General features: G+C 52.4%; 10 protein-coding genes and 1 pseudogene. 9 read left to right on the top strand and 2 right to left on the bottom strand.

Features of this window, described 5'->3' with window-relative positions; translation table 11 throughout:
* From tuf to rpoC, 9 genes and pseudogenes are all read left to right on the top strand, one after another.
* Positions 1–264, top strand: a pseudogene (gene tuf / locus ACOTX5_RS23235) (elongation factor Tu); the annotation flags it as partial.
* A gap of 227 nt (positions 265–491) precedes the next feature.
* Positions 492–875, top strand: a complete 384-nt coding sequence (secE, locus tag ACOTX5_RS23230; protein ID WP_003862342.1) for a preprotein translocase subunit SecE — start codon at positions 492–494, stop codon at positions 873–875.
* Between the two features lies 1 nt (position 876).
* Complete coding sequence (gene nusG / locus ACOTX5_RS23225; protein ID WP_003862341.1) at positions 877–1422, top strand: transcription termination/antitermination protein NusG; 546 nt, start codon at positions 877–879, stop codon at positions 1420–1422.
* A 156-nt stretch (positions 1423–1578) separates the two neighbouring features.
* A complete protein-coding gene (rplK, locus tag ACOTX5_RS23220; RefSeq protein WP_003862340.1) occupies positions 1579–2007 on the top strand; it encodes a 50S ribosomal protein L11 in 429 nt (142 codons plus the stop codon).
* Positions 2008–2010: 3 nt separating this feature from the next.
* Positions 2011–2715: a 50S ribosomal protein L1 gene (gene rplA / locus ACOTX5_RS23215; RefSeq protein ID WP_006810530.1), complete on the top strand. Its 705-nt coding sequence runs from the start codon at positions 2011–2013 to the stop codon at positions 2713–2715.
* A 289-nt stretch (positions 2716–3004) separates the two neighbouring features.
* Positions 3005–3502 (top strand): 50S ribosomal protein L10, encoded by a 498-nt coding sequence (rplJ, locus tag ACOTX5_RS23210; protein WP_003862338.1) that lies wholly within the window; start codon positions 3005–3007, stop codon positions 3500–3502.
* Between the two features lie 66 nt (positions 3503–3568).
* Positions 3569–3934 (top strand): 50S ribosomal protein L7/L12, encoded by a 366-nt coding sequence (rplL, locus tag ACOTX5_RS23205; protein WP_002445276.1) that lies wholly within the window; start codon positions 3569–3571, stop codon positions 3932–3934.
* Positions 3935–4253: 319 nt separating this feature from the next.
* Entirely contained in the window at positions 4254–8282 is a 4029-nt protein-coding gene (gene rpoB, locus ACOTX5_RS23200; protein ID WP_015569976.1) for a DNA-directed RNA polymerase subunit beta, read from the top strand.
* A gap of 76 nt (positions 8283–8358) precedes the next feature.
* Positions 8359–12582, top strand: a complete 4224-nt coding sequence (gene rpoC, locus ACOTX5_RS23195; protein WP_017384083.1) for a DNA-directed RNA polymerase subunit beta' — start codon at positions 8359–8361, stop codon at positions 12580–12582.
* Between the two features lie 115 nt (positions 12583–12697).
* On the opposite strand, the gene ACOTX5_RS23190 is transcribed toward rpoC, so the two are convergent.
* Positions 12698–13015, bottom strand: a complete 318-nt coding sequence (locus ACOTX5_RS23190) for a PTS lactose/cellobiose transporter subunit IIA (RefSeq protein ID WP_003862327.1) — start codon at positions 13013–13015, stop codon at positions 12698–12700.
* Positions 13015–13323, bottom strand: coding sequence for a PTS sugar transporter subunit IIB (locus ACOTX5_RS23185; protein WP_010425948.1), 309 nt, complete (start codon positions 13321–13323; stop codon positions 13015–13017). The genes ACOTX5_RS23190 and ACOTX5_RS23185 overlap by 1 nt, the downstream gene beginning before the upstream one ends.
* Positions 13324–13381 lie beyond the last annotated feature (58 nt).

Raw genomic sequence — 13381 nt, 5'->3', positions numbered from 1 at the left:
GAAGTGTACATTCTGTCCAAAGACGAAGGCGGCCGTCATACTCCGTTCTTCAAAGGCTACCGTCCACAGTTCTACTTCCGTACAACTGACGTGACCGGTACCATCGAACTGCCAGAAGGTGTAGAGATGGTAATGCCAGGCGACAACATCAAGATGGTTGTGACGCTGATCCACCCAATCGCGATGGACGACGGTCTGCGTTTCGCAATCCGTGAAGGCGGCCGTACCGTTGGCGCGGGCGTTGTTGCTAAAGTTCTCGGCTAATCGCTGATAACATTTGACGCAATGCGCAATAAAAGGGCATCATTTGATGCCCTTTTTGCACGCTTTCACATCAGAACCTGGCTCATCAGTGATTAATTTTGTCATAATCATTGCTGAGACAGGCTCTGCGGAGAGCGTATAATACGAAAAGCGAATAGCATTTCGATTGGTTTGCCTCGCACTCGCGGGGTGAAAATGTTTGTAGAATACTTCTGACAGGTTGGTTTATGAGTGCGAATACCGAAGCTCAAGGGAGCGGGCGCGGCCTGGAAGCGATGAAATGGGTAGTTGTAGCCGTGCTGCTGATTGTGGCGATTGTCGGCAACTATCTTTATCGTGACATGATGCTGCCGCTACGCGCGCTTGCAGTGGTAATTCTGATTGCTGCGGCGGGTGGTGTCGCGCTGTTGACGACGAAAGGCAAAGCGACCGTTGCGTTTGCCCGCGAAGCGCGTACCGAAGTCCGCAAGGTCATTTGGCCGACTCGCCAGGAAACATTGCACACCACGCTGATTGTAGCGGCGGTAACCGCTGTAATGTCACTGATCCTGTGGGGACTGGATGGTATTCTGGTTCGCCTGGTATCCTTTATCACTGGCCTGAGGTTCTGAGATGTCTGAAGCCCCTAAAAAGCGCTGGTACGTCGTTCAGGCGTTTTCCGGTTTTGAAGGCCGCGTAGCTACGTCGCTGCGTGAGCATATCAAATTACACAATATGGAAGAGTTATTTGGCGAAGTTATGGTTCCGACCGAAGAAGTGGTTGAGATCCGTGGCGGCCAACGTCGCAAAAGCGAGCGTAAATTCTTCCCGGGTTACGTGCTGGTTCAGATGGTGATGAACGACGCGAGCTGGCACCTGGTGCGCAGCGTACCACGCGTGATGGGCTTTATCGGCGGCACATCTGACCGTCCGGCGCCAATCAGCGACAAAGAAGTTGATGCGATTATGAACCGCCTCCAGCAGGTTGGTGATAAACCGCGTCCGAAAACGCTGTTTGAACCGGGTGAGATGGTTCGTGTTAACGACGGTCCGTTTGCTGACTTCAATGGCGTCGTCGAAGAAGTGGACTACGAGAAGTCCCGCCTGAAAGTTTCCGTTTCTATCTTTGGTCGTGCGACCCCGGTAGAGCTGGACTTTGCTCAGGTAGAAAAAGCCTAAGCAGCGATCAAAAAAGCGACGATTTAATCGTTGCACAGGGCGCGAGATTGGAATACAATTTCGCGCCTTTTGTTTTTATGGGCCCCGGCCCGTAAAACGAATTTTATTCACGGGGAGCCTCTCCGAGGCGTTATTACCCAATCAGAGGATTTTAGAATGGCTAAGAAAGTACAAGCCTACGTCAAGCTGCAGGTTGCAGCAGGTATGGCGAACCCAAGTCCACCAGTTGGTCCAGCTCTGGGTCAGCAGGGTGTGAACATCATGGAATTCTGTAAAGCGTTCAACGCCAAAACTGAATCCATGGAAAAAGGTCTGCCAATCCCAGTTGTAATCACTGTTTACGCTGACCGTTCTTTCACTTTCGTTACCAAAACCCCTCCAGCAGCAGTTCTGCTGAAGAAAGCAGCGGGCATCAAGTCTGGTTCCGGTAAGCCGAACAAAGACAAAGTGGGTAAAATTTCCCGCGCTCAGTTGCAGGAAATCGCGCAGACCAAAGCTGCCGACATGACTGGTTCCGACATTGAAGCGATGACTCGCTCCATCGAAGGTACTGCACGTTCCATGGGCCTGGTAGTGGAGGACTAAGAAATGGCTAAACTGACCAAGCGCATGTCCGTGATCCGTGACAAAGTTGATGCGACCAAACAGTACGACATCAACGAAGCTATCGCTCTGCTGAAAGAACTGGCAACTGCTAAGTTCGTTGAAAGCGTTGACGTTGCCGTTAACCTGGGCATCGACGCTCGTAAATCCGATCAGAACGTTCGTGGCGCAACTGTACTGCCACACGGTACTGGCCGTTCCGTACGCGTAGCTGTATTTGCTCAGGGTGCAAACGCTGAAGCTGCTAAAGCTGCCGGCGCTGAACTGGTAGGTATGGAAGATCTGGCTGATCAGATCAAGAAAGGCGAAATGAACTTTGACGTTGTTATTGCTTCTCCAGATGCAATGCGCGTTGTTGGCCAGCTGGGCCAGGTTCTGGGTCCACGCGGCCTGATGCCAAACCCGAAAGTGGGTACTGTAACGCCTAACGTTGCTGAAGCGGTTAAGAACGCTAAAGCAGGTCAGGTTCGTTACCGTAACGACAAAAACGGCATCATCCACACCACCATCGGTAAAGTGGACTTTGACGCTGACAAACTGAAAGAAAACCTGGAAGCTCTGCTGGTTGCGCTGAAAAAAGCAAAACCAACTCAGGCGAAAGGCGTGTACATCAAGAAAGTTAGCATCTCCACCACCATGGGTGCAGGTGTTGCAGTTGACCAGGCTGGCCTGAGCGCTGCTGCAAACTAATGCCTTTACGTGGGCGGTGATTTTGTCTACAATCTTACCCCCACGTTTGCTAACAAAAGTTAGCGGCTAAAAGAATTGTTCGTTGGAGCCTGGCCTATCCAGGCCTCCGTCGAAGACCGCAGGTGTTTCGCAAGAAACTTAATCCCCTGCGTAGACGGTGACAGAACGCTAAGATTATTTTAAATACTCTGGCTTGTTTCTGCTCACCGTATTAAGACGCTCTTCCCGTTGGGTCGAGTGAAGTGAGTTCCGGAACATGAGTTCCGGCAAACATCCAGGAGCAAAGCTAATGGCTTTAAATCTTCAAGACAAACAAGCGATTGTTGCTGAAGTCAGCGAAGTAGCCAAAGGCGCGCTGTCTGCAGTAGTTGCGGATTCCCGTGGCGTTACTGTAGACAAAATGACTGAACTGCGTAAAGCAGGTCGTGAAGCTGGCGTATACATGCGTGTTGTTCGTAACACCCTGCTGCGTCGCGTAGTTGAAGGTACTCAGTTCGAGTGCCTGAAAGACACGTTTGTTGGTCCGACCCTGATTGCATACTCTATGGAACACCCGGGCGCTGCTGCTCGTCTGTTCAAAGAGTTCGCGAAAGCGAATGCAAAATTTGAGGTCAAAGCTGCAGCCTTTGAAGGTGAGTTGATCCCGGCATCGCAAATCGATCGCCTGGCAACCCTGCCGACCTACGAAGAAGCAATTGCACGCCTGATGGCAACCATGAAAGAAGCTGCGGCTGGCAAACTGGTTCGCACTCTGGCTGCTGTACGCGATGCGAAAGAAGCTGCTTAATCGCAGTTATCTTTATAAAGCATTTGCTTACGTATAAACTTATTCTGATTTTCAGGAACAATTTAAATGTCTATCACTAAAGATCAAATCATTGAAGCAGTAGCAGCTATGTCCGTAATGGACGTTGTAGAGCTGGTTTCTGCAATGGAAGAAAAATTCGGTGTTTCTGCTGCTGCTGCTGTAGCTGTAGCTGCGGGCCCGGCTGAAGCTGCTGAAGAAAAAACTGAATTCGACGTAATTCTGAAAGCTGCTGGCGCGAACAAAGTTGCTGTAATCAAAGCAGTACGTGGCGCAACTGGCCTGGGTCTGAAAGAAGCTAAAGACCTGGTAGAATCTGCTCCAGCTGCGCTGAAAGAAGGCGTGAGCAAAGACGACGCAGAAGCACTGAAAAAATCTCTGGAAGAAGCTGGCGCTGAAGTTGAAGTTAAATAAGCCAACTTTTCTGGTTGCAGCCTAAGTAATTAGGCTGATGGCTGGTGACTTTTTAGTCACCAGCCTTTTTGCGCTGTAAGGCATCAGCAGCATTTCACACTGTTTGACTGCTGGTTGTCCTGACAATGCTTGTTTCTATCGACGACTTAATATACTGCGACAGGGTGCTCGCTCTGTGTAAATCGCAATGAAATGGTTTAAGCGTGATAGCAACAGGTATTGCGGAAAGTATTCAATTTTCCGGTCCACAAAATGGTGTTGCACAAACTGTCCCTTCGTCGGACAGATGGGTCGACTTGTCAGCGAGCTGAGGAACCCTATGGTTTACTCCTATACCGAGAAAAAACGTATTCGTAAGGATTTTGGTAAACGTCCACAAGTTCTGGACATTCCATATCTCCTTTCTATCCAGCTTGACTCGTTCCAGAAGTTTATCGAGCAAGATCCTGAAGGGCAGTACGGCCTGGAAGCAGCCTTCCGTTCCGTGTTCCCGATTCAGAGCTACAGCGGTAATTCCGAGCTGCAGTACGTCAGCTACCGCCTTGGCGAACCGGTGTTTGACGTTCAGGAATGTCAGATCCGTGGCGTGACCTATTCCGCACCGCTGCGCGTAAAACTGCGTCTGGTGATCTACGAGCGCGAAGCGCCGGAAGGCACCGTAAAAGACATTAAAGAACAAGAAGTCTACATGGGTGAAATTCCACTCATGACGGACAACGGTACTTTCGTTATCAACGGTACTGAGCGTGTTATCGTTTCCCAGCTGCACCGTAGCCCGGGCGTCTTCTTCGACAGCGATAAAGGTAAAACGCACTCTTCCGGTAAAGTACTGTATAACGCACGCATCATTCCTTACCGTGGTTCATGGCTGGACTTCGAATTCGATCCAAAAGACAACCTGTTTGTCCGTATCGACCGTCGTCGTAAGCTGCCTGCAACCATCATTCTGCGTGCACTGAACTATACCACTGAGCAGATCCTGGACCTGTTCTTTGAGAAAGTGATCTTTGAAATCCGCGACAACAAGTTGCAGATGGAGTTGGTGCCGGAACGTCTGCGTGGTGAGACCGCGTCGTTCGACATCGAAGCCGACGGCAAAGTGTATGTGGAAAAAGGTCGCCGTATCACCGCGCGCCACATCCGCCAGCTGGAAAAAGATGATATCAAACACATCGAAGTTCCGGTTGAATACATTGCAGGAAAAGTAGCCGCGAAAGATTACGTTGATGAATCAACTGGCGAGCTGATCTGCCCGGCGAACATGGAGCTGAGCCTGGATCTGCTGGCTAAGCTGAGCCAGTCTGGCCACAAACGTATCGAAACGCTGTTCACCAACGATCTGGACCACGGTCCGTACATCTCTGAGACTGTACGCGTCGACCCAACCAACGATCGTCTGAGCGCGCTGGTCGAAATCTACCGCATGATGCGTCCTGGTGAGCCACCAACTCGCGAAGCGGCTGAAAGCCTGTTCGAGAACCTGTTCTTCTCCGAAGACCGCTACGATCTGTCCGCGGTTGGTCGTATGAAGTTCAACCGTTCTCTGCTGCGCGACGAGATCGAAGGTTCCGGTATCCTGAGCAAAGACGACATCATTGAAGTGATGAAGAAGCTCATCGATATCCGTAACGGTAAAGGCGAAGTGGACGATATCGACCACCTCGGCAACCGTCGTATCCGTTCCGTAGGCGAAATGGCGGAAAACCAGTTCCGCGTTGGCCTGGTACGTGTAGAGCGTGCGGTGAAAGAGCGTCTGTCTCTGGGCGATCTGGATACCCTGATGCCTCAGGATATGATTAACGCGAAGCCGATTTCTGCGGCAGTGAAAGAGTTCTTCGGTTCCAGCCAGCTGTCTCAGTTCATGGACCAGAACAACCCGCTGTCTGAGATCACGCACAAACGTCGTATCTCCGCACTCGGCCCAGGCGGTCTGACCCGTGAACGCGCAGGCTTTGAAGTTCGAGACGTACACCCGACTCACTACGGTCGCGTATGTCCAATCGAAACGCCTGAAGGTCCAAACATCGGTCTGATCAACTCCCTGTCCGTGTACGCACAGACGAACGAATACGGTTTCCTCGAGACCCCGTATCGTAAAGTGACCGACGGTGTTGTTACTGACGAAATTCATTACCTGTCTGCTATCGAAGAAGGCAACTACGTTATCGCTCAGGCGAACTCCAACCTGGATGACGAAGGCCACTTTGTAGAAGATCTGGTTACCTGCCGTAGCAAAGGCGAATCCAGCTTGTTCAGCCGCGACCAGGTTGACTACATGGACGTATCCACCCAGCAGGTGGTATCCGTCGGTGCGTCCCTGATCCCGTTCCTGGAACACGATGACGCCAACCGTGCATTGATGGGTGCGAACATGCAACGTCAGGCCGTTCCAACTCTGCGTGCTGATAAGCCGCTGGTTGGTACCGGTATGGAACGTGCTGTTGCCGTTGACTCTGGTGTTACAGCAGTTGCTAAGCGTGGCGGTACCGTTCAGTACGTTGACGCATCCCGTATCGTTATCAAAGTTAACGAAGACGAGATGTATCCGGGCGAAGCGGGTATCGACATCTACAACCTGACCAAATACACCCGTTCTAACCAGAACACCTGTATCAACCAGATGCCATGTGTGTCTCTGGGTGAGCCAGTTGAGCGCGGCGACGTGCTGGCAGACGGTCCGTCCACCGACCTCGGTGAACTGGCGCTCGGTCAGAACATGCGCGTAGCGTTCATGCCGTGGAACGGTTACAACTTCGAAGACTCCATCCTCGTCTCCGAGCGTGTGGTTCAGGAAGATCGTTTCACCACCATCCACATTCAGGAACTGGCATGTGTGTCCCGTGACACCAAGCTGGGGCCAGAAGAGATCACCGCTGACATCCCGAACGTGGGTGAAGCTGCGCTCTCTAAACTGGATGAATCCGGTATTGTTTACATCGGCGCGGAAGTGACCGGCGGTGACATTCTGGTTGGTAAGGTCACGCCGAAAGGCGAAACCCAGCTGACGCCAGAAGAGAAACTGCTGCGTGCTATCTTCGGTGAGAAAGCGTCTGACGTTAAAGACTCTTCTCTGCGCGTACCAAACGGTGTTTCCGGTACGGTTATCGACGTTCAGGTCTTCACCCGTGACGGCGTTGAGAAAGATAAGCGTGCGCTGGAAATCGAAGAGATGCAGCTCAAACAGGCTAAGAAAGACCTGTCTGAAGAACTGCAAATCCTCGAAGCAGGTCTGTTCAGCCGTATCTATGCGGTGCTGGTTGCCGGTGGCGTTGAAGCTGAGAAGCTCGACAAACTGCCACGCGATCGCTGGCTGGAACTGGGCCTGACCGACGAAGAGAAACAGAATCAGCTGGAACAGCTGGCTGAGCAGTATGACGAACTGAAACACGAGTTCGAGAAAAAACTCGAAGCGAAACGCCGCAAAATCACTCAGGGCGACGATCTGGCACCAGGCGTGCTGAAGATTGTTAAGGTGTATCTGGCTGTTAAACGTCAGATCCAGCCTGGTGATAAGATGGCAGGTCGTCACGGTAACAAGGGTGTTATCTCTAAGATCAACCCGATCGAAGATATGCCGCACGATGCTAACGGTACGCCGGTAGATATCGTACTGAACCCACTGGGCGTACCGTCTCGTATGAACATCGGTCAGATTCTGGAAACCCACCTGGGTATGGCTGCGAAAGGTATCGGCGATAAGATCAACGCCATGCTGAAACAGCAGCAGGAAGTCGCGAAACTGCGCGAGTTCATCCAGCGTGCCTACGATCTGGGTACCGACGTTCGTCAGAAAGTCGACCTGAACACCTTCAGCGATGAAGAAGTGCTGCGTCTGGCAGAGAACCTGCGCAAAGGTATGCCAATTGCAACGCCGGTATTCGACGGTGCAAAAGAAGCTGAAATTAAAGAGCTGCTGCAACTGGGTGGTCTGCCAACGTCTGGTCAGATTACGCTGTTTGACGGCCGTACCGGTGAACAGTTCGAGCGTCCGGTAACCGTAGGTTACATGTACATGCTGAAACTGAACCACCTGGTCGACGACAAGATGCACGCTCGTTCTACCGGTTCTTACAGCCTGGTTACTCAGCAGCCGCTGGGTGGTAAGGCTCAGTTCGGTGGTCAGCGCTTCGGGGAGATGGAAGTGTGGGCGCTGGAAGCATACGGCGCAGCATACACCTTGCAGGAAATGCTCACCGTTAAGTCTGATGACGTGAACGGTCGTACTAAGATGTATAAGAACATCGTAGACGGCAACCATCAGATGGAACCGGGCATGCCAGAATCCTTCAACGTACTGTTGAAAGAGATTCGTTCGCTGGGTATCAACATCGAACTGGAAGACGAGTAATTCTCGCTCAAACAGGTCACTGCTGTCGGGTTAACGCCCGACAGCAGAGTGTGCTAACTCCGACGGGAGCAAATCCGTGAAAGACTTATTAAAGTTTCTGAAAGCGCAAACTAAAACCGAAGAGTTTGATGCGATCAAAATTGCTCTGGCTTCGCCAGACATGATCCGTTCATGGTCTTTCGGTGAAGTTAAAAAGCCGGAAACCATTAACTACCGTACGTTCAAACCTGAGCGTGACGGCCTTTTCTGTGCGCGTATTTTCGGGCCAGTAAAAGATTACGAGTGCCTGTGCGGTAAGTACAAGCGCCTGAAACACCGTGGTGTGATCTGTGAGAAGTGCGGCGTTGAAGTGACCCAGACCAAAGTACGCCGTGAGCGTATGGGCCACATCGAGCTGGCGTCTCCGACCGCTCACATCTGGTTCCTGAAATCTCTGCCGTCCCGTATCGGTCTGCTGCTGGATATGCCGCTGCGCGATATCGAACGTGTTCTGTACTTCGAATCTTATGTGGTTATCGAAGGCGGGATGACCAATCTGGAACGTAACCAGATCCTGACCGAAGAACAGTATCTGGACGCGCTGGAAGAGTTCGGTGACGAATTCGACGCGAAGATGGGTGCGGAAGCTATCCAGGCCCTGCTGAAGAGCATGGATCTGGAGCAAGAGTGTGAAACTCTGCGCGAAGAGCTGAACGAAACCAACTCCGAAACCAAGCGTAAAAAGCTGACCAAGCGTATCAAACTGCTGGAAGCGTTCGTTCAGTCTGGTAACAAACCAGAGTGGATGATCCTGACCGTTCTGCCGGTTCTGCCGCCAGATCTGCGTCCGCTGGTTCCGCTGGATGGTGGTCGTTTCGCAACGTCGGATCTGAACGATCTGTACCGTCGCGTGATCAACCGTAACAACCGTCTGAAACGTCTGCTGGATCTGGCTGCGCCGGACATCATCGTACGCAACGAAAAACGTATGCTTCAGGAAGCAGTCGATGCCCTGTTGGATAACGGTCGTCGTGGTCGTGCGATCACCGGTTCTAACAAACGTCCTCTGAAATCTTTGGCCGACATGATCAAAGGTAAGCAGGGTCGTTTCCGTCAGAACCTGCTCGGTAAGCGTGTTGACTACTCCGGTCGTTCTGTAATCACCGTAGGTCCATACCTGCGTCTGCATCAGTGCGGTCTGCCGAAGAAAATGGCACTGGAGCTGTTCAAACCGTTCATCTACGGCAAGCTGGAGCTGCGTGGCCTCGCCACCACCATCAAAGCCGCGAAGAAAATGGTTGAGCGTGAAGAAGCTGTCGTTTGGGATATCCTGGACGAAGTGATCCGCGAACACCCGGTACTGCTGAACCGTGCACCAACCCTGCACCGTCTGGGTATCCAGGCATTTGAGCCGGTACTGATCGAAGGTAAAGCGATCCAGCTGCACCCGCTGGTTTGTGCGGCCTATAACGCCGACTTCGATGGTGACCAGATGGCTGTTCACGTACCGCTGACGCTGGAAGCCCAGCTCGAAGCGCGTGCGCTGATGATGTCTACCAACAACATCCTGTCTCCAGCGAACGGTGAACCTATCATCGTTCCTTCTCAGGACGTTGTACTGGGTCTGTACTACATGACCCGTGACTGTGTTAACGCCAAAGGCGAAGGCATGGTGCTGACTGGCCCGAAAGAAGCTGAGCGTATTTATCGCGCTGGCCTGGCCTCTCTGCATGCGCGCGTTAAAGTGCGTATCACCGAATACGAAAAAGATGAAAACGGCGAGTTCGTTGCGCACACCAGCCTGAAAGACACGACCGTTGGCCGTGCCATTCTGTGGATGATCGTACCGAAAGGTCTGCCTTTCTCCATCGTCAACCAGGCGCTGGGCAAGAAAGCGATCTCCAAAATGCTGAACACCTGTTACCGCATTCTGGGTCTGAAGCCGACCGTTATCTTCGCTGACCAGACAATGTACACCGGCTTTGCTTATGCAGCGCGTTCAGGTGCATCTGTTGGTATCGATGACATGGTCATCCCAGAGAAGAAACACGAGATCATCTCTGAAGCGGAAGCTGAAGTTGCTGAGATCCAGGAGCAGTTCCAGTCTGGTCTGGTAACCGCAGGCGAACGTTACAACAAAGTTATCGATATCTGGGCTGCGGCGAACGATCGTGTATCTAAAGCGATGATGGATAACCTGCAAACCGAAACCGTGATTAACCGTGACGGCGTAGAAGAGCAGCAGGTCTCCTTCAACAGCATCTACATGATGGCCGACTCCGGTGCGCGTGGTTCTGCGGCACAGATTCGTCAGCTGGCAGGTATGCGTGGTCTGATGGCGAAGCCAGATGGCTCCATCATCGAAACGCCAATCACCGCGAACTTCCGTGAAGGTCTGAACGTACTCCAGTACTTCATCTCCACGCACGGTGCGCGTAAAGGTCTGGCGGATACCGCACTGAAAACGGCGAACTCCGGTTATCTGACGCGTCGTCTGGTTGACGTTGCGCAGGATCTGGTCGTCACCGAAGACGATTGTGGCACCCTCGAAGGTATCACCATGACCCCGGTTATCGAGGGTGGTGATGTTAAAGAGCCGCTGCGCGATCGCGTACTGGGTCGTGTGACCGCGGAAGACATTCTGAAGCCGGGCACCGCAGACATTCTGGTTCCACGCAACACCCTGCTGCACGAACAGTGGTGTGACCTGCTGGAAGCGAACTCTGTTGACTCCGTGAAAGTGCGTTCCGTTGTATCCTGTGACACCGACTTTGGTGTGTGTGCGCACTGCTACGGTCGTGACCTGGCGCGTGGCCACATCATCAACAAAGGTGAGGCTATCGGCGTTATCGCGGCACAGTCCATCGGTGAGCCGGGTACACAGCTGACGATGCGTACGTTCCACATCGGTGGTGCGGCATCTCGTGCGGCTGCTGAATCCAGCATCCAGGTGAAAAACAAAGGTAGCATCAAGCTCAGCAACGCGAAGTCGGTTGTGAACTCCAGCGGTAAACTGGTTATCACTTCCCGTAACACCGAGCTGAAGCTGATCGACGAATTCGGTCGTACCAAAGAGAGCTATAAAGTGCCTTACGGTGCGGTTATGGCGAAAGGTGATGGCGAGCAGGTTGCTGGCGGTGAAACCGTTGCAAACTGGGATCCACACACCATGCCGGTTATCACCGAAGTAAGTGGTTTCATCCGCTTCACTGACATGATCGACGGCCAGACCATTACTCGTCAGACCGACGAGCTGACCGGTCTGTCTTCTCTGGTGGTTCTGGATTCTGCTGAACGTACTACCGGCGGTAAAGATCTGCGTCCTGCACTGAAAATCGTTGATGCTCAGGGTAACGACGTTCTGATCCCTGGTACCGATATGCCTGCGCAGTACTTCCTGCCGGGTAAAGCGATTGTACAGCTGGAAGATGGCGTACAGATCAGCTCTGGTGACACCCTGGCGCGTATTCCTCAGGAATCCGGCGGTACCAAGGACATCACCGGTGGTCTGCCACGCGTTGCGGACCTGTTCGAAGCACGTCGTCCGAAAGAGCCTGCGATCCTGGCTGAAATCAGCGGTATCATCTCCTTCGGTAAAGAGACCAAAGGTAAGCGCCGCCTGGTTATTACGCCAGTAGATGGCAGCGAGCCGTACGAAGAGATGATTCCTAAGTGGCGTCAGCTCAACGTGTTCGAAGGTGAACGCGTAGAACGTGGTGACGTGGTTTCCGATGGTCCAGAAGCGCCGCACGACATCCTGCGTCTGCGTGGTGTGCATGCTGTTACCCGTTACATTGTTAACGAAGTACAGGACGTATACCGTCTGCAAGGCGTTAAGATTAACGATAAACACATTGAAGTTATCGTTCGTCAGATGCTGCGTAAAGCAACCATCGAAAACGCGGGCAGCTCCGACTTCCTGGAAGGCGAGCAGGTTGAATACTCACGCGTTAAGATCGCTAACCGGGATCTGGAAGCGAACGGCAAAATCGGTGCGACCTTCGCACGCGATCTGCTGGGTATCACCAAAGCGTCTCTGGCAACCGAGTCCTTCATCTCTGCTGCATCGTTCCAGGAAACCACTCGTGTCCTGACCGAAGCGGCTGTTGCAGGTAAACGTGATGAACTGCGCGGTCTGAAAGAGAACGTTATCGTGGGTCGTCTGATCCCGGCCGGTACCGGTTATGCGTACCACCAGGATCGTATGCGTCGTCGCGCAGCGGGCGAACTGCCAGCTGCACCGCAGGTGACTGCCGAAGATGCATCCGCGAGCCTTGCAGAACTGCTGAACGCAGGTCTGGGCGGTTCCGACAACGAGTAATCGTTGATGCCCGGTAGGTAAAATTACCGGGCATATGAATCACAGGTCGGGTAAGCGTAGCGCCACCCGACAATAAAAAACCCGCCTCGGCGGGTTTTTTTACATCTGTATGTCTTCAGTTCACTAACGGGATACGTCGATAAAGCTCAATCATATCGCCCGCCAGATCCTGAATAACCATCGCGTTCATCAGGTGATCCTGAGAGTGAACGGTGATCAGGTTAACCGGAAGTTTCCCGGTCCCTTCATCAAGACCGATAAGCTGCGTCTGGATCGTATGCGCATGTTTCACATATTCACGCGATTCTTCCATCGCTTTCTCGGCTTCATCAAAGTCGCCTTTTCGCGCCATCTGTAACGCCGTCAGGGCCGCGCTGCGCGCTGCGCCTGCGTTGACCAGCAGTTCCATAATCGTGGTTTCTAAGTCTTCCATTATGACTCCAGAAGTTTGAGCGCTTTTTCCAGTACGGCATCACCTTTCATCATGCCGTAATCCATCATGTCGATGACCGCAACCTTTTTTCCGAGCGGATCGGCCTGCGCCTGGAGTTTTGCCTGTTCGTATTTAACCTGTGGCCCCAGTAATACGATATCAGCCGTCGCGATGTTATCTTTAAACTCCGCGACCGGAACGGCTTTAATGGTTACTTCGACTCCTTTTTTCTGCGCGGCATCTTTCATACGTTGAACCAGCATGCTGGTTGACATTCCCGCTGCACAGCATAAAACGATGTTCTTCATAGTCAGCCTCGATCTACATGTGTTTATTGATAATTATCCCGTGCAGACCGCTTCAACA

It is taken from the genome of Enterobacter cloacae complex sp. IR5441, from assembly GCF_049238215.1.
GTDB classification, from domain to species: Bacteria; Pseudomonadota; Gammaproteobacteria; order Enterobacterales; family Enterobacteriaceae; genus Enterobacter; species Enterobacter hormaechei_C.
Note: the sequence above shows the minus strand (reverse complement) of the source record. Positions and strands in the feature narration are given on the sequence as shown.